The 23,959-nt window shown below is 64.7% G+C and carries 24 protein-coding genes; 14 read left to right on the forward strand and 10 right to left on the reverse strand.

Annotated features, from left to right (window positions below; translation table 11 throughout):
• Positions 1-55: 55 nt before the first annotated feature.
• Both CK226_RS00250 and gcvA read right to left on the reverse strand, forming a co-directional pair.
• A complete protein-coding gene (locus CK226_RS00250; protein ID WP_095773767.1) occupies positions 56-565 on the reverse strand; it encodes a DUF2867 domain-containing protein in 510 nt (169 codons plus the stop codon).
• Between the two features lie 165 nt (positions 566-730).
• The gene (gene gcvA, locus CK226_RS00255; RefSeq protein ID WP_095790705.1) at positions 731-1,630 is read right to left on the reverse strand and encodes a transcriptional regulator GcvA; all 900 of its coding nucleotides are present in this window, start codon (positions 1,628-1,630) and stop codon (positions 731-733) included.
• A gap of 127 nt (positions 1,631-1,757) precedes the next feature.
• Here gcvA and CK226_RS00260 point away from each other — a divergent pair, with 127 nt between their 5' ends.
• Positions 1,758-2,462, forward strand: coding sequence for an SDR family oxidoreductase (locus CK226_RS00260; RefSeq protein WP_095790706.1), 705 nt, complete (start codon positions 1,758-1,760; stop codon positions 2,460-2,462).
• 168 nt (positions 2,463-2,630) lie between these two features.
• Positions 2,631-3,623, forward strand: a complete 993-nt coding sequence (gene add / locus CK226_RS00265; RefSeq protein ID WP_095791042.1) for an adenosine deaminase — start codon at positions 2,631-2,633, stop codon at positions 3,621-3,623.
• Between the two features lie 38 nt (positions 3,624-3,661).
• Here the strand turns inward: add and CK226_RS00270 are convergent, their stop codons facing one another.
• The 3 genes from CK226_RS00270 to CK226_RS00280 all read right to left on the reverse strand — a co-directional run bounded on the left by CK226_RS00270 (position 3,662) and on the right by CK226_RS00280 (position 8,088).
• Positions 3,662-6,097, reverse strand: coding sequence for an EAL domain-containing protein (locus CK226_RS00270; RefSeq protein WP_095790707.1), 2,436 nt, complete (start codon positions 6,095-6,097; stop codon positions 3,662-3,664).
• Positions 6,098-6,257: 160 nt separating this feature from the next.
• Positions 6,258-7,538 carry a cytochrome-c peroxidase gene (locus tag CK226_RS00275; protein ID WP_095791043.1) on the reverse strand — a complete coding sequence of 427 codons (1,281 nt, stop codon included), beginning with the start codon at positions 7,536-7,538 and terminating at the stop codon, positions 6,258-6,260.
• Positions 7,539-7,605: 67 nt separating this feature from the next.
• Positions 7,606-8,088: an Lrp/AsnC family transcriptional regulator gene (locus tag CK226_RS00280; protein ID WP_095774013.1), complete on the reverse strand. Its 483-nt coding sequence runs from the start codon at positions 8,086-8,088 to the stop codon at positions 7,606-7,608.
• Positions 8,089-8,196: 108 nt separating this feature from the next.
• Between CK226_RS00280 and CK226_RS00285 the strand changes: the two genes are divergently transcribed.
• A complete protein-coding gene (locus tag CK226_RS00285; RefSeq protein ID WP_095773771.1) occupies positions 8,197-8,730 on the forward strand; it encodes an alpha/beta hydrolase in 534 nt (177 codons plus the stop codon).
• A gap of 6 nt (positions 8,731-8,736) precedes the next feature.
• Here CK226_RS00285 and CK226_RS00290 read toward each other — a convergent pair whose 3' ends face one another.
• The gene (locus CK226_RS00290; RefSeq protein ID WP_095787822.1) at positions 8,737-9,330 is read right to left on the reverse strand and encodes a DUF922 domain-containing protein; all 594 of its coding nucleotides are present in this window, start codon (positions 9,328-9,330) and stop codon (positions 8,737-8,739) included.
• Between the two features lie 141 nt (positions 9,331-9,471).
• On the opposite strand from CK226_RS00290, the gene CK226_RS00295 reads away from it, so the two are divergent.
• Entirely contained in the window at positions 9,472-9,930 is a 459-nt protein-coding gene (locus CK226_RS00295; protein ID WP_245437609.1) for a hypothetical protein, read from the forward strand.
• 214 nt (positions 9,931-10,144) lie between these two features.
• On the opposite strand, the gene CK226_RS00300 is transcribed toward CK226_RS00295, so the two are convergent.
• Complete coding sequence (locus CK226_RS00300) at positions 10,145-11,590, reverse strand: PLP-dependent aminotransferase family protein (RefSeq protein WP_095790708.1); 1,446 nt, start codon at positions 11,588-11,590, stop codon at positions 10,145-10,147.
• 5 nt (positions 11,591-11,595) lie between these two features.
• Between CK226_RS00300 and CK226_RS00305 the strand changes: the two genes are divergently transcribed.
• The 3 genes from CK226_RS00305 (at position 11,596) to CK226_RS00315 (ending at position 14,345) form a co-directional block, all read left to right on the forward strand.
• Positions 11,596-12,348, forward strand: coding sequence for a pyridoxamine 5'-phosphate oxidase family protein (locus tag CK226_RS00305; protein WP_179300938.1), 753 nt, complete (start codon positions 11,596-11,598; stop codon positions 12,346-12,348).
• A 205-nt stretch (positions 12,349-12,553) separates the two neighbouring features.
• Positions 12,554-13,006, forward strand: a complete 453-nt coding sequence (locus CK226_RS00310) for a GNAT family N-acetyltransferase (RefSeq protein WP_095790709.1) — start codon at positions 12,554-12,556, stop codon at positions 13,004-13,006.
• 169 nt (positions 13,007-13,175) lie between these two features.
• A complete protein-coding gene (locus CK226_RS00315; RefSeq protein ID WP_179300957.1) occupies positions 13,176-14,345 on the forward strand; it encodes a PLP-dependent aminotransferase family protein in 1,170 nt (389 codons plus the stop codon).
• 23 nt (positions 14,346-14,368) lie between these two features.
• Here the strand turns inward: CK226_RS00315 and CK226_RS00320 are convergent, their stop codons facing one another.
• Positions 14,369-14,623 (reverse strand): hypothetical protein, encoded by a 255-nt coding sequence (locus tag CK226_RS00320; RefSeq protein WP_245437611.1) that lies wholly within the window; start codon positions 14,621-14,623, stop codon positions 14,369-14,371.
• Between the two features lie 334 nt (positions 14,624-14,957).
• Between CK226_RS00320 and CK226_RS00325 the strand changes: the two genes are divergently transcribed.
• From CK226_RS00325 to CK226_RS00355, 7 genes are all read left to right on the forward strand, one after another.
• Positions 14,958-15,386 carry a VOC family protein gene (locus CK226_RS00325; RefSeq protein WP_095773777.1) on the forward strand — a complete coding sequence of 143 codons (429 nt, stop codon included), beginning with the start codon at positions 14,958-14,960 and terminating at the stop codon, positions 15,384-15,386.
• Between the two features lie 208 nt (positions 15,387-15,594).
• On the forward strand, positions 15,595-16,110 hold the full coding sequence (locus tag CK226_RS00330; RefSeq protein WP_095790712.1) for a hypothetical protein: 516 nt from the start codon (positions 15,595-15,597) through the stop codon (positions 16,108-16,110).
• 118 nt (positions 16,111-16,228) lie between these two features.
• Positions 16,229-16,846, forward strand: coding sequence for a C39 family peptidase (locus CK226_RS00335; protein ID WP_095790713.1), 618 nt, complete (start codon positions 16,229-16,231; stop codon positions 16,844-16,846).
• 34 nt (positions 16,847-16,880) lie between these two features.
• Positions 16,881-17,954, forward strand: coding sequence for a D-alanine--D-alanine ligase family protein (locus CK226_RS00340; protein WP_095790714.1), 1,074 nt, complete (start codon positions 16,881-16,883; stop codon positions 17,952-17,954).
• Between the two features lie 177 nt (positions 17,955-18,131).
• A complete protein-coding gene (locus CK226_RS00345) occupies positions 18,132-20,120 on the forward strand; it encodes an AI-2E family transporter (RefSeq protein ID WP_179300939.1) in 1,989 nt (662 codons plus the stop codon).
• A 119-nt stretch (positions 20,121-20,239) separates the two neighbouring features.
• Entirely contained in the window at positions 20,240-21,136 is an 897-nt protein-coding gene (locus tag CK226_RS00350; protein ID WP_179295862.1) for an aminoglycoside phosphotransferase family protein, read from the forward strand.
• A 107-nt stretch (positions 21,137-21,243) separates the two neighbouring features.
• Complete coding sequence (locus CK226_RS00355; RefSeq protein WP_095774017.1) at positions 21,244-21,474, forward strand: hypothetical protein; 231 nt, start codon at positions 21,244-21,246, stop codon at positions 21,472-21,474.
• Positions 21,475-21,603: 129 nt separating this feature from the next.
• Here CK226_RS00355 and CK226_RS00360 read toward each other — a convergent pair whose 3' ends face one another.
• Together CK226_RS00360 and CK226_RS00365 are read right to left on the reverse strand one after the other, a co-directional pair.
• On the reverse strand, positions 21,604-22,749 hold the full coding sequence (locus tag CK226_RS00360; protein ID WP_245437612.1) for a DUF1236 domain-containing protein: 1,146 nt from the start codon (positions 22,747-22,749) through the stop codon (positions 21,604-21,606).
• 30 nt (positions 22,750-22,779) lie between these two features.
• Entirely contained in the window at positions 22,780-23,784 is a 1,005-nt protein-coding gene (locus tag CK226_RS00365; protein WP_095787635.1) for an aldo/keto reductase, read from the reverse strand.
• Positions 23,785-23,959: the final 175 nt, after the last annotated feature.

The following is a 23,959-nucleotide window of genomic DNA, read 5'->3' on the forward strand; positions in this document are numbered from 1 at the left end:
GCCATACGCCCGAAAGCAGACGTAGCGAATCTGGTCCGGCCGGCGGCGCGCGACCTCACAGCTCAGCTGGCCAGCCCGATCGCTCGGCTCGACGCAAAGACGATTTTACGATCAGGCGATGGAAAGGCGCAATTCCCGCGATATAGGCCCGCCCTCCCAGATGATTGAAGGTCACGACCGTTGTGGCGACAAGCCGGCGGCACAAAGCGGACTCTTCAACCAAGACGGACAAACGGAAGTCGAGATGGCGATCATCCTCGCCAAGAATAATCTCATGACGCCGCCGATCGTAGACCCGAAAGAAATCAATCCTGTCGGTCGCAACGTCATCGCGCAACTCAGACGATGTCTTAAGACCAAACCCCGCAACCAAAGTGTCCCTGAGAGCTATCAGCCAGCCAACCCACCGCGCCTGACCCATCAGCATATGGGCGGCGAGGCGTTCGGCGTCGCCCGTCGCATGGCTCGGCAGATCGATCGCGAATGCGTCAGCGAAGCCTGCCTCGGCATAGAGAGGCCTAAGCGCGGAATGTTGCGGCAAATCGACTCGAGCAACGCGCGTCATGGATGGTCCGCCCCGGACTGAATGGAAGCGAAGAGGTGGTGCACTGCAATAGCACGAACGGGCTCTCCATCAAACGTATCAAGGAACTTCTGCTGTTGACCCTTCCGCGACCTCGGGCAACGTCCGCTCTTCCGCGGTCGGCAAGCTGCTAAGTGAGTACACGCCCTAGACCGGCGGCCGTTCCCCCGCGTCCAGCAGCCATTGCCGCACGGCCTGTGTCGGTTCGGGGTGGCGCTGCTTTCGCGGCATCACGACATGAAAATCCTGCGTGCCGCGCATTTCGCAGCTGACCGGCTGGACCAGGCGGCCGGCGGCGAGGTCGGCGGCGACGAGGAAGCGGCTGGCCAGTGCTATGCCCTGGCCGGCGATGGCCGCGTCGATGGCGAGGCTGGTCTGGTTGAAGCGCATGCGCTTGAGCTCGGCCGTCATCTTCAGGCCGACTGCCTTTTCCATGAATTCGGGCCACAGATTGTGCGCGTCGTGCAGCAGCACGTGATGCTGGATTTCGGCCGCGGCGATTTCGGTTGCGCCGGCCGGCAGCAGGGCCGGGCTGCAGATTGCGATGATCTGCTGGGGAAACAACAGGTCGACGATCAGGCCGGCCCCGAAGGGCGGGCGGCCTTGCCGCACCGCGATATCGACGCCGTCGGACTGGAAACTCGACAGGCTCTCGCTGGCCAGCACGCGCAGGTCGACCAGCGGATTGTCGGCCATGAAATCCTGCAGCCTTGGGATCAGCCATTTGGTGGCGAAACTCGGCGTCACGCTGATCGTCAGGCGTGCCGGCGCGGGACGCAGCAGCAAGGTTGCCTCCGAGATCAGGTCGAAGGCGCGGCGGATGTTGGGCACATAGGCGCGGCCCTGATCGGTCAGCGCCAGGCCGCGCGGCAGCCGCTCGAACAGTTTCGTGCCGAGATGGGTCTCCAGGCCGCGAATATGCTGGGCCACCGCGCCTTGGGTCACGTTCAACTCCTCGGCGGCGACGCGGAAGTTGAGATGGCGCGCCGATGCCTCGAAGGCGCGCAACGCGTTCAGCGGCGGCAGGCTCAGGAAGGCTTCAGGCATGCAGGAGTTTTTCTACTGGTTGATTTCAGGCATTCTGGTTCGAACCGAGCGGCAGAACCAGCTATATCACCGTTCAAATCCCGAAAACACCGGTTGCGGTGCCTGCCAACCCTGAGAGGAAAATCCGATGAGTGTAGAAAAAGTGGCTGTTGTCGTGGCCGGCGGCAGCGGCATGGGGGCGGCGGCGGCCAAGCGCCTGGCGGCAGATGGGTTCAAGGTCGCCATCCTGTCGTCCTCGGGCAAGGGCGAGGCGCTGGCCAACGAGTTGGGCGGGCTCGGCGTCACCGGCTCCAACCAGTCGAATGACGACCTGCAGCGCCTCGCCGACCTGACGCTGGAGCATTTTGGCCGCATCGACGTGCTGGTCAACAGCGGCGGCCACGGGCCGCGCGCGCCGATCCTGGAGATCACGGACGAGCAGTGGCGCACCGGCATGGACGTCTATCTGATGAACGTCATCCGGCCGGTGCGCATCGTGGCGCCGCAAATGGTCAAGCAGAAGGGCGGCGCCATCATCAACATCTCGACGGCCTGGGTCGCCGAGCCGAACGCGATGTTCCCGACTTCGGCCGTGTTCCGCGCCGGTGTAACCGCCTACACCAAGATCTTCGCCAACACTTATGCATCAGACAATGTGCGCATGAACAATGTGCTGCCCGGCTGGATCGACAGCCTGCCGACCGTCGAAGAGCGCCGTGACAACGTGCCGATGCAGCGCTACGGCACGATGGAGGAGGTCGCCGCGACGATTGCGTTCCTGGCGTCCGAGGGGGCGGGCTATATCACCGGCCAGAACATCCGCGTCGATGGCGGTGTTATCCGGGCGCTGTGAAGCGTCGACCGGGCTTGGGTTCCTCGCCTCAAGGGAAGTGGGCGAGGAACGAGGTTCGGGGAGGCGCTGCCATTCTCGCGGCCGATGCGCAATTCTTTCAATCATTTCTTGAAGCCGGCACCAGCCGTTTCATGGTTTGATGATTCCGGCCAAGAGGGGGAGGCGCCATTGACCGACTTCATCGGATTGCCGAAAGCCGAGGTGCACATCCACATCGAGGGCTGTTTCGAGGCCGACGATGTGATCAGGAACTGCCAGCAAGCCGGCATTCCGCTGCGGGCGCCGCGCGACAGGCTTTTCGAAGCCCATGATCTCAAGAGCTTCCTCGAGATGCTCGACTGGTTGTGCGGGACTTTTCGTACGCGCGAGCAGCTCGCCACCACGGCCTACAAGTTCGCGCAGCGCATGGGCCGAAGCGGCGTGCGCTACGCCGACGTCATCGTCAATCCGACGCACTGGCCGCACTGGCACAAGGACGTTGCGGGGATGATCGACGCGTTCGACGCGGGTTTCGCGGCCGCCGAACAGGATGGGCACCCGCCGGTCGGGCTTTGCGTCAGCCTTCTGCGCACCCAGTCGGCGGCGGAGGCGTTCGAGCTGGTGGAGTTGCTGGGCGGGATCAGGCACAGGCGTGTCGTCGCCCTGTCGATCGACGGCAACGAAGCGGCTGCCGGCCGCACCGGCCCGCGCTTTGCCGAGGCGTTTCGCCGGGCCGGCGCGGCGGGTTTGCGGCGCACCGTCCATGCCGGCGAGTCGAGCGGCCCGGAAGGTGTTCGCGACGCCATCGACCTGCTGGGCGCCGACCGCATCGACCATGGGGTGCGGGCGATCGAGGACCCGGAACTCATCGACTTGCTGGCGCAGAGGCAGATTCCGCTGGGCATCTGTCCGGTCTCCAATCTGGCGCTCGGCGTCTATCCCTCGCTTGCGCAACATCCGATCGATGCCTTGCGCCAGGCCGGCGTCCCGGTTTCGATCAACACCGACGATCCGTCGCTGCTCGGCACCACGCTCGAAGCCTCCTACGCGGCCTGTGCCGAGGCTTTCGCCTGGGACGACGAAACCATCCGCCAGCTCGCCGCGACATCGGTGCAGGCGAGCTATGCCGACCCGGCGCTCAAGGCGCGGATCCTGACCGATCTGGCGGCCTGGCGGAGCTAGGGGCCGCTGCCGATTTCGCCATCGTGCCGTCTGGCAGATTACGCGGTCAGGGCTTCCGGCTGGTCGAAAAGCGCATGAAGCTCGGAGACCGGCATAGGGCGGCCAAAATACCAGCCCTGGACATCCGTGCAGCCATTCTCCTTGACCAGCCTGTACTGGTCCTCGGTCTCGACGCCTTCGGCGGTCGTCGTCATGCCAAGTGTGGTGCCGAGTTCGGCGACGGCCTTGACGATCGCCCGGCTTTCATTGCTCTCGCACATCAGGCTGACGAAGCTGCGGTCGATCTTGATGCGGTTGAACGGGAACGACCTGAGATAGCTCAGCGAGGAGTAGCCGGTGCCGAAATCATCCATGGCGATGGAGATGCCGAGGTCGCGCAGGCTGTACAGCGTGTTCAGAGTGTTTTCGTTGTTGGCCAACAGCACCGACTCGGTGATCTCCAGTTCGAGCCGTGACGGCAGCAGGCCTGACGCGGCGAGCGCCGCGGCAACCTGAAGCGACAGCCCCTGCTGTTTGAACTGGGCCGGCGAAAGATTGACCGCAACCTTGACGGGCTGGGGCCATTTCGCGGCGTCGGCGCAGGCACGCCGCAAGATCCACTCGCCAAGCGCGTCGATGGCGCCTGTCTCCTCGGCCAATTGGACGAACTCCGACGGCGCCAGCAGGCCGAGGCGCGGATGGTTCCATCGCACCAGCGCTTCGAAGCCGGTGAGCTGCGAGGTCTTTGCGTCGTGCAGCGGTTGATAATGCAGGACGAACTGTTCGTTCTTCACGCCGAGCGCGAGTTCGGATTCGAGCTGGCGCCGCTCCTGCAGTCTTGCGTCCATTCCCGGCTCGAACGACCTGCAGGTGCCGCGGCCCTCCATCTTGGCCTTGTACAAGGCAAGGTCGGCATTGCGGATAAGGGTTTCCGAATTTCGCCCGTCGTCGGGAAAAACGGCGATGCCGATGCTGCCGCCGATGTTGATCTTGTGGCCATGGATGGAGAATTCGTCGGACAGGGCATGAATGACGCGGCTTGCCAGCACGCCGGCCTCGTCGTTGCCGTCGAGCAGGAGCTGAAGGATGACGAACTCGTCCCCGCCAATTCTGGCCACCATGGCGGTTTCGCCGGCATGGTGTTTCAACCTTTTCGCCACCGCCCCGAGCAGCTCGTCGCCGATCGGATGGCCGAGCGTGTCGTTGACCGGCTTGAAACGGTCGAGATCGACGCAATGGACGGCCAGCTTCTCGTCGTCCCTGAGGCTTCGCAATGCCTCGTCCATCGTGTCGGCCAGGAGGCCCCGGTTGGGCAGGCCGGTGAGAATATCGTGCGTGGCGAGATGCTGAATCTGGGCGGTGCGTTGCTCGACCCGACGCTCAAGGGTCTCGGCGGCCTCGACCTGCATCGTCATCGTGCGCCCGATCGCGTACCAGCAGGCCAGCGCCAGCAGCGTGACCACCGCGACCGCCGCATAACCGGCCAGCTCGAATTCACGCACGGACTGGACGTCCAGGTTGTCGTCGAAGCGGCTGTTGGGGAACCCGGCCCAAAGACGCCATGCGCTCCTGGGATCGTTGAGCGAGAGCGGGATGACTTCGGAATAGATCAGATTGGGGTCGGCCGCCGTGAAGGCACGGGAATCCGCCGCCAAGGCTGTCGACATCTTGTGCTGGTCGGATTCAAAGCCGTAGCCTGAATTGACGATGACATAGTCACTGCCCGGCAATAGTTTCCGCAGCGCCGAGGTAAGCATGATCGCCGAAACGGAGCCGCGCAGGCTGCCGTCCTGGCCGAAGACAGGGACCGAAAGGATGAAGCCTGAGCGGTCGGCATCATTGCCGGTGTGGATGAAATCGGTGTTGTCGCAGGTGATGAGCTCCTTCGTGCCGATGATCGGTACGTTCAACCCGTCGATGGCGCTCGAATTCGGATAGTTCGTCTTCAGCCAGGCGAGCTGTTTGGCCAGCTCATGGTATTCATAGGTCTCGACCTCTTCCGGGGGGCGGATCAGGGCATTCTCGTCCAGCTTCGCCTGTTTGGCGCCGCCAGCGGCATCAGATCTCGCCTTGGCATTCACGATCAACTGGTCGAACTGGAGGATCGGCTCCTCGGGCTTGCCGGTCACCGTATCGAAGCGGTCCGGGTCGAAATCCAGCGGCAGGAAGTAGACCTCGGAAATCGAGACATTGTTGGCGAGGTTGTTGTAAATCTGCTGGATCGTCGCGCGGCCCTCATCGCCAAGGTTCGTGCCATGCCGGTCGAGGTTACGCACGCTCGGCAGATAGCTCAGGGTGCGCACATTCTCGTAGACGGCCCGCAAGGCGTCTTCGACGGTCTTGGCGGCCGCTCTGGAAGCTGCCTGGGAGTTCTCGACATAGCGCTCCTTGGCCAACGCGAAGTTTCTCTGGGCGTCGATGTGCAACGCCGCCAGCGTCGCCGCCCCGGTCAACAGGATCACAACAAATCCGGCCGCTCGCCTGAATGCGTTCATCTGCGTCCCACCATCGAGTGACGAGGAATACCGCAAGGCGGTTTAGGAAGCGCTAATGGGATGTGTCTTTCTTTAGCGGTCCCAGGCATTGCGGCGCATCCAATCCGGCAAGATCGAGGCACCTTCTTTTCATCGGCGGACAGGCACCGGGCAAGGCGGTTCAGTTCACTGGCCCCGCCCGCTGGTCGGCGTCGGTGAGCGTGCCCAGGAAGGCGACGATGTCGTCGATCTCGGCGGTGTTCAGCGCCGGTCTGTCGCCGGGCTTCTTGCCGTCGAAGGGCGGATCCTGATTCAAGTTTCCCCAGTAAGCCTTTGGCAGATCGTCATATTTCCTGACCGTGCCGTCGACGTTCCTGGGGTACCAGTGGCTGGGATCGGTGTCGCGGCTGGCGTAGAAGGCGACCGCGTCGCGCAGCGTGTGGAAGGCGCCATTGTGAAAGAAGCTCTTGCGCAGCGCGACGTTGCGCAGGGTCGGCGTCCTGAACAGGCCGCAATATTCGGTCCGCGCCTTGAAGTCGGTGCGCAGCGGGCCGCACAGGCCGAGATCGGCATAGGCGGGGTCGGCATTGGCCGGAATGGCGGCATTGCGCGGCACGGCGATGGCGATCAGGCCGAAATCGGTGAATTGCGGCGGCTCGCCGTCTTTGGCCGGTTCGCTGAGATGGCAGCTGGCGCAATTGCCTTTGGTCTCGTCCTCGAACAGCGCGCGGCCGCGCAATTCCTGCGCTGTCAGTTGCGCCTTGCCGGCGAGGAAGGCGTCGTAGCGGCTGGAATAGGGATAGAAATCGGCAGCGCTCTGCTCGAAGGTGCCGAGCGCCTCGGCGGCCGCGTCGAAGGCATCGCGCGCGCGGTCGAACACGTCGTCGCCGAAGGCCGCCTTGAAGTCGCCGGCATAGGCGGCCTTACGCAAGGCCGCGGCGACGGCGGCCTCATCCTTGTTGGCCATCTCGAAGGGCGAGAGCAGGGGGATTTTCGCCTGGTCCTTGCCGTGGTCGGCGCGGCCGTCCCAGGTCAGGCCGCCGGTCGGGCCATTGTCGACGCTCTCGTCGCCCTCATCCTCGGAATCGTAGAAATGCTCGGTGAAGGCTGGCGCCGCCTGGAGATAGCGCAGCGACGGCACGGCGCGCACGCCCGGCCGGTCGAGGTTTGGACCGCCCATCTCGACGGGTGCCGCCGACGCCGGACCGAAGGCATGGCGCGGGTCATGGCAAGACGAGCAGGCCTGCCTGCCGGAGGCCGAGAGAGCGGGATCGAAGAACATTTTGCGGCCAAGCGCGGTCAGCGCCTCGGCTCGGGCGAAGGCGTCGGCGCGCGATAGCGGGCCGGGGTGGACGCTGCCTGGTCCGGCGCGGACAAGGCTTGCCGGCAAAGCGATGGCAAGGCCGAACAACGATGCGGCGGCGGCCGCGATCATCAGGCGTTTGCCTCGTCCTGTCGTCATGAATTCCATGTCCATTTCGCTCAGCAGTTAGGTTCGCACTGCAACGGATTGATGACTGGTTCGACCCTCACGAAACCGTGTTCGCGCGGATCAGCTCGCGGCCGATCGGCTTTGGCGTCTCGCTGCGCAGCACCAGCGCCGTGGTGACCGCGCCATGGCGCGCCACGGCGTCGACGATGGTTTCAAGGTGGGCGGGCGAGGGCACCACCACTTTCAGGATGAAGCAGTCCTCGCCGGTCAGCCGGTGCACCTCGGTAATCTCGGGCATTTCGGCGAACTGCTTCAGGCAAGGGCGGATGTGCTCATGCGTGGTGCGCACGCGGATGATGGCCATCATGCCGAGGCCAAGGGCCGCCGGATCGATCACCGCGGTGTAGCCGGCAATGACGCCGCGCTCCTCCAGCCGCTTCACCCGCTCGGAGGTTGCCGGCTGCGACAGGCCGACCCGGCGGCCGAGCTCCGATATGCCGATGCGGCCGTTCTCCTGCATGGCCTCGATGATGGCGATGTCGGTCGGGTCGAGCGGCGCGCGCTCATCGCTGGTCTTCATGGTCACCTTGAATCCATCGGCGAGGAAATGACTTTTCCGATGATTTCCCATTCCCGATGCCAGCGCAAGCCGCCACCATGCAGCTGTGATCGATAGGAGCAAGGCGACATGACGTATTTCATCATCCTGCCGGGCAGCGGCGGTTCCGGCCCGGCGCATTGGCAATCGCGCTGGGAACGCGCCGATCCGGCGATGCGGCGCTTCCAGCCCTCAAGCTGGGACCTGCCCGATTTCACCGACTGGCTGGCGGCGCTGGAGGCTGCCGTGATCGCGGCGCCCGAGCCACCTGTCTTGGTCGCGCACAGCCTGTCCTGCCTGCTTGTCGCGCATTGGCAGAAGATTTCGCAAAGGCCAGTGAAGGCGGCCTTGCTGGTCGGCGTTCCCGATCCGGCGTCGGCGGTCTTTCCCGGATATGGCATGGCCTTCGCGCGGATTCCGCAGGGCAGGCTGCGCTTTGCCTCGCTGGTGGTGACCAGCACGAACGACCCCTATGGCTCGCAGGAGTATGCCGAGGCGCGGGCGACGCAATGGGGCAGCCGCCTGGCCGTGATCGGGCCGCTCGGCCACATCAATGCCGAAAGCGGCCTGGGCGACTGGCCGGAAGGCCTCAAACTTCTCGACGGTCTGGTTTGCGAGGCTTGAGGGCGCTCAGCCGCCATTCACCAAGGCAAGGATAAGCTTCTGCAGATTACCGCCCGGGCCGAGTTCGACACGGTCGAAATCGCGGCTGGCCTGGCGCTGCGCCTGCGAGAGCGCGGACAGGCGCTTGGTCATCTCGGCGCGGATCTTGCTGCATTTGGCGTCGTCGGCGACCGTCAGGCCGACGGTCGCAGCCTCGATCTTGCGCACCATGTCGACAATGGTGGCGCCATGCACCTTCTCATGGGCGCTGACGCCGGCGAGGAAAACCTCCCAGTTCTTCTGGATGGCAGGCGGCAGCGGCGCGGAGGGGCTGGGCAAGGTGTAGGTGATGATCAGCTTCGGCTTGGCCGACACCAGCACGCAGGCTCCGGCCCGCGCCTGATAGTCCCTGGTCCAGGTCAGCTTGAAATTGGTGTGGGCGATGGCGCGGGCGACGCCGACATTCGGCCCGTTCTCGCCGATCGAGCGATAGAGCTCCGGCCCGGACTGGCCCGAAATGGCGTAGGTTTCGACCTTCTCGACCGGCTTCCATTGCGCATGGGCGGTGACAGGCAAGGCCACCAGTGCGGCCAGCAGAAGACACAGGCGAACTCTCAACACAACGCTCTCCAAGGCGGGACCGACCTTGCCACAACGGGCAATGCCACCGGCTCGCTTTTCCTATATGCTGCCGGCGGACGCCGCAATTGTCAGGGGGAACTCATGAGAGCTGGATATCTCGTCGTCGCCGGTGCCGTGGCTATGCTGCAGGCCGCGCAGCCGGCTTTTGCCGCGTCGTGCAGCGGCTGGGGCGCGAAGATGGAGGAGGACGAGGGCGGCAGCGTGCTGACCGCCTCGGTCTGCGGCGGACCAAAAGGCGACGCGCATCTGATGCTGGCCTGTTTCGACAAGCCGGTGCTGAGCTTAGACCTCGGTGCCAGCGGCCAGCAACTCGAGCCCGGCATCAGCGGCGCGTTCGATTTCAAAGCCGACGGCAAGACGGTGACCAGGACGCTGCAGCTGGAGGCCATGTACAATTACTTCGTGGTGGACCTGGCCAAAGCCGATCCGCTGCTCGATCTGCTGCGGGGGAAGGGGGATGTGACGGTCAGTTCGGCCAAATATGGCGCGAACAGTTTTCCGCTGAAGGGTTCGAAGGGGGCCATCGGCAAAGTGCTGGCGCAGTGCGGGAAGGCCAAGCCTGCCGCTGATGCGGATTAAACCTCAAAGGGTTGCGCCGCCCCTCATTGTCCTGCCGGACATTTCTCCCCGTATAGAGACGGGGAGAAAGACGCTCCGACGAATGATTTCGCCAAATTGTCGGCGTTGCTGAAAAGGCGCGTAGGGCCGTGACAGCATCCTTCTCCCCGTCACTATACGGGGAGAAGGTGCCGGCAGGCGGATGAGGGGCAGCACTGTGCTCGCCTGTTATCACTCAATGCCGCATCACCCCACCCAACCGTACCGCTGCCGCCCTCAACTGCTCATCCGAAAACCCGGAAAAGCCCAGCACCAGGCCATGCTTCGGCGCGCCGTCGATGAACATCGCGGACAGCGCTCGCGCGCCGACGCCCACCGCCTTCGCCGCCTCGACGATCGCCGTGTCCGGCCCGTTGCCCCTGAGCATCGCCATCAGGTGCAGCCCCTGTTCGGGCACCGTCACATCGAGCCTGTCGCCGCAATGCGCCTGCAGGCCCGCCACCAGCACGTCGCGCGCGGCTTGCACGCGGCGGCGCACGCGCCTGAGATGCGCGGCGAAGTGGCCTTCGTTCAACAGGTCGGTCAGCGCGCCCTCGGCCAGCGTCGAAGGGTAACGGTCCGAGCGCGCCCTGATCGCCATGACGGCATCGAGCAACGGTTCCGGCACCACGACATAGCCGATGCGCAGGCCGGGGAAGAGGACCTTGGAGAAGGTGCCGAGATAGGCGACGCGGCCCGCGCCATCCATGCCTTGCAGCGAGGTCAGCGGCGGGCCGGCATAGCGGAACTCGCTGTCATAGTCGTCCTCGATGATCCAGGCATCGTTGCGCCGCGCCCAGTCGAGCAAGGCGAGGCGACGGCGCATCGTCATGGTCACGCCGAGCGGATATTGGTGCGAGGGCGTGACATAGGCCGCGCGCGCCTTTGGGCAGAGACGTTCGCCGATCTCGGGATCGAGCCCTTCGGCGTCGACCGGCACGGCGACGATGCCGGCGCCGCTGCCGGCCAGCGCGGCGTGCGCCATGGGATAGCAGGGGTTTTCCAGCCACACGGCATCGCCGGGGCGAAGTGCCGCGCGCGCCAGAAGGTCCAGCCCCTGCTGCGTGCCCGAGGTCAGCAGGATCTGGCCGGCGTCGCAGCGCACGCCGCGCGCGGTCCTGAGATAAGTGGCAATCGCGCTGCGCAGCGGAAGGCCGCCGCGCGGATCGCCATAGCGGAAATGTTCGGGGCCGGGGCGGGCGAGGTGGCGCGACAGCAGGATGCGGAACAGGTTCAGCGTGCGCGGGTCGGACACCGCCACGCCAAGGCCGCAAGGCAGCGAAGTGGCGGCGTCAATCTCCGGCGGACGCGCCTTGGCCAGCGTTGTCGGCAGATATGGCACGTCGGGCGCGACGAATGTGCCGGCGCCGACCTTGGCCACGGCAAAGCCTTCCGAGATCAGCATTTCGAAACAGGCGACCGCCGCCGAACGCGACAGGCCGAAACGTTGCGCAAGGTCGCGGGTGGTCGGCAGCTTGGCGCCGGCGGCCAGCGCGCCGGTCTCGATCAGCCGCCTGAGTGCAGCGTAAAGCTCGCGGCTGCGCGGGCCGTCGCCCGGCAGGACCGGGATCAACGCCGACCAATCCGGCGGATTGGTCTGAATTTTATCTCCCTGATTGGTTCTTTTATCGACCAATGCCATGGCGCATGGTTGGCAGACAACAGCCGAGGATGCAAGCCGTGAACGACGTCTCCGCCAGCTTTCCAACCACCAGCCGCAACCGGGTCAAGCGCCTGCATGAGCGCGGCAGCTACGACCATGCGGCCGTCTTCGCGGTGCTGGATGCCGGGCTGCTCTGCCACGTCGCCTACACGTTCGACGGCCAGCCCTATTGCACGCCCACCATTCACTGGCGCGAGGGCGACATGCTCTACTGGCACGGCTCATCGGCCAGCCGCATGCTGCGCCAGCTGCGCGGCGGCACGCCGGCCTGTCTCACCGTGTCGCATCTCGACGGACTGGTGCTGGCGCGCACCGGGTTCAACCATTCCGCCAACTACCGCTCGGCGATGTGCTTTGGCACCGCGCGGATTGTCGACGAGCCGGAGGAAAAGATGAAGGCGCTGGCCGGCGTCGTCGACCGCTTCTATCCCGGCCGCAGCGAAACCTTGCGGCCGATCTCGGCGCAGGAAGCCAAGGCGACGATGGTGATCGGCATGCGCATCGAGGAGGCGTCAGCCAAAGTGCGCGCCAAGGGCGTCGGCGACGACGAGGAGGACTATGGCCATCCGGTGTGGGCCGGCGTCATCCCGGTGCGGACGGTGATCGGCGCCGCCGAGCCGTGTCCGAGGCTGCTGCCCGGCATAGAGCGGCCGCGGAATCTGGCTGGATACGCCGAGGGCGAGAGGCTGGATCAGGCGCTGATAAAGGCGCAAAGGGTGTATGAGGGCGAGGAGTAACTAGCCCTCTTCCTTCTCCCCTTGCGGGAGAAGGTGGCCTCGCGAAGCGAGGTCGGATGAGGGGTGTTCCAGGGAGTGCCGACGCCTCACTCCGCTGGAACACCCCTCATCCGTCTCGGCGCTGCGCGCCGATCCACCTTCCCCCACAAGGGGGGAAGGAAGAAGCCGCCTTGCCGCCGCCACTGCCCCGCGCTATCCCGGCGCCATGATCACCTTCCGCAAGGCGCAAGCCTCCGACCTGCCGGCAATCGTCGCCATGCTGGCCGACGATCCGCTAGGCGCGGCCCGCGAGGATGCCTCCTTGCCGCTGGCGCCTGGCTATCTCGATGCCTTCAACGCCATCGATGTCGATCCCAACCAGCTGCTGGCGGTGGCCGTGGACGGAGCCGAGGTGATCGGCACGTTGCAGGTCACCTTCCTTGCCGGGCTGTCGCGCAAGGGCGCCTGGCGCGGGCAGATCGAGGCGGTTCGCGTCGCCGGCCATCGGCGATCGGGCGGCATCGGCCGGCTGATGGTCGAATGGGCGATCGATCAATGCCGGGCGCGCGGCTGCGGCCTTGTGCAACTGACCACCGACAAGGGGCGGGCGGATGCGCACCGCTTCTATGAAAACCTCGGCTTCACCGGCAGCCATATTGGCTACAAGAAGGGCCTTTAGGCGCATCCGTTCCGCCCCTGCGGCGGCTGGCGTATAGCGGAAGGCTTTCAGGCACTATTCAAATTGCCTGACAAAGCGGATATAGGTCAGCTACATTGACCTATATGAAAATCGTCCGGGGAGGCGTGACTTGACCCTTTTGAACCTGTTGGCTTCGCGCTCGTCGCGCATGAAGGCCTCCGAAATCCGCGAACTCCTGAAGCTGCTCGACCAGCCGGACATTATCTCCTTCGCCGGCGGCATTCCCGATCCGACGCTGTTTCCGGCCGAGGCCATCCGCGATGCCTATGCCGAGGTGCTGGGCGGTGCGGAGGCTGGCGCGGCACTGCAATACCAGGTGTCGGAAGGTTACCTGCCGTTGCGGCGCTGGATCGCCGGGCAGATGGGCACGCTCGACGTCGCCTGCGACGAGGCCAACATCTTCATCACCTCCGGCTCGCAGCAGGCGCTGGATTATCTGGGCAAACTGTTCCTGTCGCCGGGCGACACCGCGCTGGTGACATGGCCGACCTATCTCGGCGCGCTGCAGGCCTTCAATGCCTATGAGCCGCGTTACGACCGGCTGCGGCCCGAAGGCGGCAACATGACGCCGGACGCTTATCGCGCGGCGGCCGCCGCAAATGGCGGCAAGGTCAAGTTCGCCTACCTGGTGCCCGACTTCGCCAACCCGACTGGCAACACGCTGGACAGGACGCAGCGTGAAGCGGTGCTCGACCTTGCCGGCGAACTCGACATCGCCGTCATCGAGGACGCCGCCTATCGCGCCCTGCGCTATGACGGCGAGGGCGTGCCGCCGATCCTGGCGCTCGATTGCGCGCGCTGCGGCTCTATCGACAAGGCGCGCACGCTCTATTGCGGCTCGTTCTCGAAAATCCTGTCGCCGGGCATGCGCGTTGGCTGGGTGTGCGCCCCGCGCCATGTGGTGGAAAAACTGGTGCTGATGAAGCAGGCTTCCGACCTGCACAGCCCGTCGATCAACCAGCTGGTCATGCACCGCGTCGCCGAATCCGTGTTCGACGGCCAGGTCGACAAACTTATCGGCGCCTATCGAGAGCGCCGTGACGGGCTGCTCGGCGCGCTCGAAGCCAACATGCCGGAGGGCGTGACCTGGAGCCGCCCGGAAGGCGGCATGTTCGTCTGGGCGACATTGCCCGAAGGGTCCGATGCCACCGAACTCCTGGCGCGGTCGGTGAAGGAGGCGCGCGTCGCCTTTGTGCCCGGCAACGCTTTTTACGCCGATGGCACCGGGCGCAACACGCTGCGGCTGTCCTTCACGCTGGCCGACCGCCGCGCGGTGACCGAGGGCATTCCACGGCTGGCGGCGCTGCTGAAGCGGTAGGCCGGTCGCGGAAGGCGGCATTTCTACGCCGTCACGGTGACCAGGTGCCTGAGTATCGCAAGCCTGGTGCGCGCCAGTTTGCGGAGCGGTTTTTCAAAATCTTCCTCGCCGGTCTCGACGACGAAGACCAATGTCACGAAGTCGAGCATGAACTCGTCGATTGCCGTGGCGACCGCCTGCGACTTGCCCTTGAAGTGCCGCAGCAAGGCGTTTGCCTCCTCGACGTCGCCGGCCCCGGCGCTGTCGATAAGCGCTTCCAGTCTCTCAAAACAATCCAATCGTGGTTCCTCCCGCCGCGCCACGAAACTCCGGTTTGATCGGAAAGTTCCCGTCAGGAGAATTTTCTCCCGAAAAAAGATCGGGGTGGAACCTCTTCAGCCGACAGGTGTTCCTAGGTGTCTGATCCCCCGCAGACATCTGAAGGCCTGGTCAACGAGGCCTTCCAAAGCCCGCCGGGTTCCCCTCTCCGGCGGGCATTTCATTTGCAGAGGACCGAAGGGCGGGATTTTCGGCGGCGACGCCGGAAGGCAGCGGCTGTCAGTAGCCTGCGCCCGCCCGCATTGACGGCGCCCCAAGCGAATTTAGATTTGGAACATTGCGAGGAGGATTTTCGTGGAAACCCAGGAACTGCATCGCGGCCGGCTCATCGACCACATCCAGCTGGTGGTAAGGGATCTCGCCGCCAGCCGGCGTTTCTACGAGGCGGTCTTGCAGGTGCTCGGCGTGCCGATCGGCGGGACTGGCAAGGATTATTTCTGGTCCGATGAGCTGTTCATCTCCAGCGCCGACAGCCGGGCCGCGCTGGGAAAACTCACCGGCCGTCACCATCTGGCCTTCCAGGCCAGGGACCACGCGATGGTCGATGCCTTCCACAAGGCCGGGCTGGCGGCCGGCGGCACGGACAATGGCGCGCCGGGCGAGCGGCCCTATCATCCCGGCTATTACGCCGCCTTCCTGCTCGACCCCGACGGCAACAACATCGAGGCCGTCCATCACGGTGCGCATACGCGCAGCGTCGCTTCGGTGAAGATCACCTTCTAGGGGCTTCCATCGAACGCAGCCGCGGCCACCGCCGGCGACATTTTGCGCGCCTGCTGACCCAACGGGGATTGACGGCGTCCCGTCGTTGCCAGGTCGCTGGCCCCAATGCTAACCGTGCAAAGGCGGTTGGAATCGGCGTCCAGGCAAGGTACGCCCTAAATTTCCACTGGACCGAGACATCCTTTCCCATCGTGGAGAAATATATTTCATGCAAAAATCCACCAGGGCAATCTGCGCCGCCGCGCTTTTACTTGCGGGCGGAGCCATCTTGCCGACAAGCATATTATCAGTTTCTTATATTTCATCGGCGCAGGCTCAGGAGGAATATCTTCCGACCAAGAAGGACTTTGTCGGCAAATGGAAGCTCAGCGGCTCGGCCATCCGCCCGCCGCGCGACATGAAGGATGCGCCGACGCCCGAACAGGAAGCGGCGGCCGCCGCGTTTCAGCAGACGGTGACCGCCTTCTACGGCGCGTTCGACTATCTGGAGATCACGGCGGACGGCCGCTACAATTTCCATCAGCCGGGTGACGCGGCGTCGGGCGCCTGCGTCTGGTGCGGAACCTGGTCCTTCAGCAAGAGCTCGCTATGGCTCAAGCTGGATACGGCGCCCAGGCTCGACATCTACGCCAAGGACGGCGACATCCAGATGACCTACACCGCCGAGCCCGACGAGAAATCGAAATACGCCTGGCTGGTCTTCGGCTGGACGAAGGCCGAGTAGGCGGGCGGCGCCGCCCGGCGTTGCCCGTCAGGGGTTTCGTTGTTCGGAGGCCCAAGCGGCTTTCCCACGATCTCGTATCCTCGTATGCGAGACCGTGGGAACTATCCGAGAAATCCGTATGAACCCGTTGCCTGGAGCCGTGCCGTTTTTCAGCCAGTGGGAAACGCCTGACATGACGCTGGCCGTGCTCGCCGATGGCGCCGATGTGGCGCTGCGGCGCGATCCGCTATGGCAAGGGTCGGGCGCGGAAAGCCTCGACGAATACGCGGTCTGGGCCGCCAACATCTGCGGCATGGCGTGCCTGAAAATGATCCTTGCGACGCGCGGCGAGATCGTGCCGACGATCGAACTGGCGAGACGCTGCACCGTATATGGCGGCTATGTCGTCAACGAAGGCTCGATCAAGGGCCTGATCTACGCGCCCTTCGTCACCTTCGTGCAGGCGGAATTCGGCCTGGAGGCGCAGGTGATGACCAATGTCGCGACGTCGGACATTCCGGCGATCCTCGGGCAGTCACGCTTCTTCATCGCCTCGGTCAGCAGTTCGATCCGCTGGCCCGAGCACGAGCCGCCGTCGAAGGGCGGCCATCTGGTGCTGGTCACGGCGGCGTCGCGGGACGGTTTTCGCTTTCACAACCCATCCGGCCATACCAGCGCCACACAGGCCAACGCAGTGTTGGCGCCAGCCGATTTCGACCGTTTCTTTGCCAATCGCGGCATTGCCGTCACCATTTGATTTCGAGGGATTTCGATGAAGAACAGGCTTTTCAATGAAGGATAGGATCAGGGTCGCCATCCTCTATGGCGGGCGCTCGGCCGAGCATGACGTGTCGCGGCTGTCGGCCGCCAATGTGCTGAAGGCGATCGACCGGACGCGCTACGAGGTGGTGCCGATCGCCATTTCCAGGGACGGCAGGTGGCGGCTGCAGCCTTCGTCCGAGGCTGACGCCGACGGGGCAGGGGCTCCGGTGTCGGAGGATGGCGTGGAGGTCGCGCTGCTGCCCGGCGGCAAGGGCCGCCTGATGGCTCTCACCAAGAATGGCGAACAGCCTGACCCCGTCGATGTCGTCTTTCCCGTGCTGCACGGGCCGTTCGGCGAGGACGGTTCGGTGCAGGGCTATGCCGAGGTTGCCGATGTCGCCTATGTCGGCTGCGGCATCCTGGCTTCGGCAGCCGCCATGGACAAGGATGTCGCCAAGCGGCTGCTGCGCGAGGCCGGGCTTGCCGTTGCCCGCTCGGTCACCGTGCTGAGAGGCGATGTCGGTTCGTTCCAGGAGATTGCCGGGGCGCTTGGGCTGCCTTTCTTCGCCAAGCCAGCGCGCCAGGGCTCGTCCTTCGGGGTGAGCAAGGTGCATGACAGGGATGGCTTCGAGCAGGCGGTCGAAACGGCTTTGCGCTATGACAGCAAGGCGCTGATCGAAGAGTTCGTCGACGGCCGCGAGATCGAGTGCTCGGTGCTGGAGCAGGCCGACGGCTCGCTGACGGTTTCGCTGCCGGGCGAGATCATTCCCGCCGGCAAGCATGGCTTCTACACTTATGAGGCCAAATATCTCGATGCCGACGGCGCGCTGGTCAAGGTGCCCGCCGATGTCCCGGCCGATGTCGTTGCCAGGACGAGCGAGATGGCGGCGCGGGCTTTCCGGGCGCTCGGTTGCGAGGCCATGGCGCGCGTCGACTTCTTCCTGCGCGCCGACGGTTCGCTGCTGGTCAACGAGGTCAACACGCTGCCCGGCTTCACCGACATTTCGATGTACGCCAAGGCACTTGCCGCGGCCGGCATCGGCTACAGCAAGGTGATCGACGTGCTGATCGAGCACGCGCTGGCAAGGCACGGGGCGCGCTGATCGGCTCTGGGACGTGAATCCCGACGAGCGGATAAAATCACTTCTTTCCATTGCCTCCGGCCGCAGGGAACATACTGACCCGCCCGGAATTGAAGGGTAACCAGCGGTCTGCCGGCAAATGTTGCACGCCGGCTCAATATGTCAGACCATGGCCGCTGGCAGGGGGAGAGACAGCAAGTGGCGGCCAATCGTCGAAACGGGACGGCGTCCGAGGCGCATGGGCTGGACGATATTCTTTCGGCCGCCGCGCCCCGTCCGCGAACCGCATTGCCCAATGTGGCGACCACCGTGACGACGGTGGCTGCGCTGTATTTCGGCCGCGAGGTGTTCCTGCCGATCGCGATCGCGCTGCTTTTGACCTTCGCGCTGGCGCCTTTGGTTTCGGCGCTCAAACGGGTCGGCATTCCCCGGATCGCCGCCGTCATCGCCAGTGTGCTCGGCGCCTTCGCGGCCCTTGCCCTGTTCAGCTTCGTCGTCGCCACGCAGGTCAGCGAGCTGGCGCAGAACATTCCGGTCTACCAGACCAACATCCTGGCCAAGATCCGCTCGCTCAAGGAAACCGGAGTCGGGGGCGGGATCATCGCCAGGTTGAGCAGCGTGGTCGAGCGTGTCGGCCAGGAGATCGACAGGCAGGACGCCACGCTGCCGGCCGCCACGCCCGACAAGCCGCCGCGCGAACCGGTCCCGGTCGAGATCGTTGCGCGTGAAAGGCCGCTCGAAGTCCTGCAGAACATCGTCGGTCCGCTGATCAGCCCGCTGGGATCGGCTGGACTGATCGTCGTCGTCGTCATCTTCATGCTGCTCGAGCGGGAGGATTTGCGCGACCGCTTCATCCGGCTTGTCGGCTATGGCGACCTACACCGCACCACCGAGGCGCTTCAGGTTGCAGCCAAGCGCGTGGGCCGCTACCTGCTCATGCAATTGGTGGTCAACATCCTCTACGCCATACCGATTGCGATCGGGCTGTGGATCCTTGGCATTCCCAATGCGCTGTTGTGGGGCCTGCTGGCGCTGGCGCTGCGGTTCGTTCCCTATATCGGTCCGGCCATCGGCATGCTTTTGCCGCTGTTCCTGGCGCTTGCCGTGGCTCCCGGCTGGTCGCTCGTGTTGTGGACGGCGGCCCTGTTCGTGGTGATGGAACTGGTCACCGGCAATGTCGTCGAGCCCTGGCTGTACGGCTCGCGAACCGGGCTGTCGCCGCTGGCGATCATCGTCGCGGCGATCTTCTGGACGTGGCTGTGGGGGCCGCTCGGGCTCGTCCTGTCGACGCCGCTCACCGTCTGCCTCGTGGTGCTGGGCAGGCACGTACCGCAGTTTGAATTCCTCGACGTGCTGTTCGGCAACGAGCCGGTGCTGGAACCGCATGCGCGGCTGTACCAGCGGCTCCTGGCCGGCGACCCGGACGAGGCCACCGATCACGCGGAGGAAATGCTCGAGGAAAAATATCTGGTCGAATTCTACGACAAGGTGGCTGTTCCCGCCCTTTTGCTGGGCGAGCGCGACCGTGTGCGCGGCGTCATGGGCGACCTGCAAAGGCGGCAGGTGGCGGCCAGCGCGCTCGCGCTGGTGGCCAATCTCGAAGATGATGCCAAGGAGGAGGCGGCCGAGGACGAAAGCCGGCATGTGGCCGGGGAAGGGGGCGAGCCCGGCGATGCCGCCGCCGAGGACGAGGCCGAGCTGCCCGACGGCAGTGGCCTATCGGTGCTTTGCGCCGGCGGGCGCGGCGAGCTCGACGACGCCGCCGCGGCGATGCTGGCGCAGGTGCTGGAGGTCCAGGGAGCGACCGTGTCGAAGGCTGACTTTGTCGACATGGAACCCGCCGGCATCCGCCATCTCGAGCTCGAGACCGTCGACACGGTGGTGGTCGGCTTCCTCAACCGCGATTCCGTCAAGCATGCCCGCTTCCTGGTTCGGCGGCTGAAGCGCGCGAAGGCGGCGCTTCGGGTGGGCATCGTGTTCTGGTCGGAAACCGGCAACGGAGACAAGGAAGCGGCGGCCAAGCTCGCCCAGGACATCAACGCGGATTTCGTCGCGCACGGCATGGTCGACGCCGTGACCGGCGCGCTGTCGAACGAGCCGCCGGTGGCGCTGAAGCTCGTCGCCAAACGGCGCATGCGCCGGCCGCGCGCCGCGCCAAGGAAGGTGCCGGCCGCGGCGGCGGGCTAGGGGCAGAAGCCGATCGCCGCGAGCGCTGGTTCGACCTACCGGTAAGGGCGCTTATAGTGGCTTTGCGCCGCATCCCGGTCGTCGGCGCCAGCGGATCATGCCCGGCAGGACGAGAACACATGATGCATGACGATCAGGTGAATATCGACATCGATATCGCCCGCCACATGATCGACGATCAGTTTCCCCAATATCGTCATGAGCACATCACCTCGGTCGGATCGTCGGGAACCGTCAACGCCATCTTCCGCATCGGCTCGAAGAGCGCTGCGCGCTTCCCGCTGCGGGCGATGAACCCTGCCGAATGCGCCGATATGCTTCGGTCGGAGGCCGCTGCCATGGTCGAGATCGGCGAACATTGCCTGTTTGCGACGCCACGCCCGATTGGGCTCGGCGAGCCCGGTCCTCGATATCCAATGCCATGGGCATTGCAAACGTGGATCGAAGGCGAGGTTGCCACGCCGCACGGGCTAAGTGGATCGACGATGTTCGCGCTTGACCTTGCAAGCCTCGTGGCATCGTTGCGCAAGGCGGACACACGGGGCCGGCGCTTCGACGGGCAAGGACGTGGCGGACATCTCCCCGATCATGACGATTGGATGGCTGTTTGCTTTGAAAACAGCGATGGCCTGCTTGATGTGGCCCGACTGCGCGATTTGTGGGCCCGGTTGCGGGAGTTGCCCGCCGCCGGGCCTGTCGTGATGAGTCACAAGGACCTTATCCCGGCAAACCTTCTCGTGCAGGGCGAGCGTCTTGTCGGCGTGCTTGATGGCGGCAGTTTCGGGCCGGCCGATCCGTCGCTGGATCTGGTGGTGGCGTGGCATCTTCTCGACCGCGAGCGAAGGGCGGCCTTTCGCAGCGGCCTTCAGGTCGAGGACCTCTTATGGAAGCGCGGTGCTGCCTGGGCGTTCCAGCAGGCCATGGGTCTCGTCTGGTATTACCGTGGCACCAACCCAGCCATGAGCGCGCTGGGGCGCAGCACGCTCGCTCGCATTCTCGACGATCCTGACATCTGAGCTCTGGTTGCCGGCGGCGAGCCAGAGCTAAGTCGGGTCTGTCGGAACATTACGCTCCGCCAACGCGTTTCAAGATCCTGCAAGGGACGTTTTTTTGGAGGCTGAACATGCGCAGCTTCGAACTGGTCGATCTGCTTTACGTGGTCGAGGCCTGTAAGCACGACCGCGTGGTCGGAAATTTTGTCTCGATGGCTGAAGGCGTGGAAGAGTTGCGGGTGCTGACCGGCGATTTCGTGTCGCCGGACGATGTGGTGGCGAACGCCCTTTCCAAGGTAGCGCTTGCACGAGGCTGCCCGGTTTTGTTCGACGAACAGGCAGGCGCTGAAATCCAGCTTTGACGTCCTGGCGGCTAGATCCCCGGCCTTGTCCCCGAACACGGCAGCCTCCGCCCACAATTGATTCAACGGCAGATCTCATGGAAACGCCCGCCACCTGGGTGTGCGGGCGTTTCAGAGCGTTGGCCCAAGTCAGGTCAGGATAAGGACGATCTTCAACGTGTCTGGATCGACTATGACGATCCGACCGTCGGCCAATACGAAATACTCGTAGCTTTCATAGGCCGGAACAATCTTGACGATGCGCGCCGGCAGACGATGCAGCCGGATCTTGTGCCGCGGAACTTCGATGCCGACCGAAATGTCGAAATCGACATTGGACACCGGCTCGACCCGGGTCTCCTTGATGACCTGGGTGATCTGGGTTTTCTGTTCGACCGTCACATTGCTGATAGAGGCAGTCGAACCCTGATCAGTCTGTGTCGAGGTCTTGCCCTGAGCCTGCTGATCGGTGGTCGCATTTGCCTTGCCCTGGGCCTGCTGGTCGGTCTGGACCTTGGCCTTACCCTGAGCCTGCTGATCGGTGGTTGCATTTGCCTTGCCCTGGGCCTGCTGGTCGGTCTTGAGCTTCGGCTTGCCCTGGGCCTGCTGGTCCGTCTGGACCTTGGCGTTGCCCTGAGCCTGTTGATCGGTGGTCGCACCTGCCTTGCCCTGGGCCTGGTCGGTCTCGACCTTGGCCTTGCCCTGAGCCTGCTCGTCGGTCTTGAGCTTCGGCTTGCCCTGGGCCTGCTGGTCCGTCTGGGCCTTGGCCTTGCCCTGAGCCTGCTCGCCCATCTTCATCTTCGAGCCATTTTGACAGTTGGCCGCGCCGGCCGCGCAATTGGCGTCACCGCCCGACTGAGTTTCAGCCGGCTGTGTCTGAGCCACCGCGGCACCGCATCCGATGCCGAGCGCGAGCATGCTGGTGATCAACATATGCTTCATGGGAGGTCTCCTCGAAAGCATCAGTCCCTTCGCGGGATAAACCTCGACGAAAAAATTTCGTTCCAGGCGAATTGGCAAAAGCGACAGGGCGGAAATTTGAAGGAACAACCCACATCCGAGGGCGTTGCGGCGGGAGCCCGACTTCAGTGATCCAAGCCCATCCGGGTCCGCCGCTTCCCCGTGGCGGGCCCTGCCGCTCCGATCTTCGACCGACGGTTTGCGACAGCAGAATGTCTGTCCGGCCATTCCTCGTGGTTCGCGGGCAGCTGCCATCGTCGGGCTGGGAGGCTTTGAGCCATCACCAATGGACTTCAGCGGCAGACTGCCGAGGAGAAAAGCATCCGCTTCCCGCATTCAATGCCGCTTGCGATGAACGCGCTGGAGCTACCGATCGACCATCGCCATGCCGCGCTCGCCATAGCGCGGGCCAGCGATTTTTCCCGGCGCCAGCGCCTCGTCCAGTGCGGCCATTTCGGCGGCGTCGAGTTTCAGCGAGGCGGCGGCGATGTTCTCCTCCAGGTATTTTCTGCGCTTGGTGCCGGGGATCGGCACGATATCGACAGCGAAATCGCCGCCTTTGCCGAGCAGCCAGGCCAGCGCGATCTGTCCTGGCTTGACGCCCCGGGCCGCCGCGATGTCGCGCACCGTGCCGGCCGCATCGACATTGGCGTCGTAATTTTCGCCCTGGTAGCGCGGGTCGTTGCGGCGATAGTCGCCTTCCGGATAATCCTCGGCGCGCTTGACATCGCCGGTGAGGAAGCCGCGGCCGAGCGGCGAGAACGGCACCAAGCCGATGCCGAGTTCCTTGAGCAGCGGGATGATCTCCGGCTCCAGATTGCGTTCCCACAGCGAATATTCACTCTGCAGCGCCGAGACGGGAAAGACGGCATGCGCCCGGCGGATGTTGGCGCTACCTGCCTCCGACAGGCCGAAAAAGCGCACCTTGCCCGCGGCCACAAGCTTGCCGACCGCGCCGGCGACATCCTCCATCGGCACGTCAGGGTCGACGCGGTGCTGGTAGAGCAGGTCGATATGGTCGGTGGCGAGCCGGACGAGCGAGGCTTCCACAACCTCGCGGATATGCTCGGGCCGGCTGTCGACGCCGCTGAGCTGCTTGCCGTTTTCGATGCGGAAGCCGAATTTGGTGGCGATTGTCACCTGGTCGCGCTTGCCCTTCAGCGCCCGGCCGAGAAGTGCCTCGTTGGTGTGCGGGCCATAGACCTCGGCGGTATCCAGGAAGGTGCAGCCAAGTTCGATCGCGCGATGCAGCGTGGCGATGGACTCGGCCTCGTCGGCCGGGCCGTAGGACTGGCTCATGCCCATGCAGCCGAGGCCGATGGCCGAGACTTTCAATCCCTGGCTGCCGAGTTTTCGTGTCGCGAGGGTCATGGCTGCGCTGCTCCGGTTGGGGTTTGCAGCACCATATAGAGCACGCGCCCAATTCCCATAGGTGTGCAGCGCTGTCTCAACCGACTGTGATCAAGGGTGCCGGGCGCCAGGCATGCCCAGGCCGGAGCCAGTCCGGATGTTGGAAGCGACGCCGAGACCGGGCGTGGCGTCAGGG

It is taken from the genome of Mesorhizobium sp. WSM4311 (assembly GCF_002295115.1).
Lineage (GTDB): Bacteria > Pseudomonadota > Alphaproteobacteria > Rhizobiales > Rhizobiaceae > Mesorhizobium.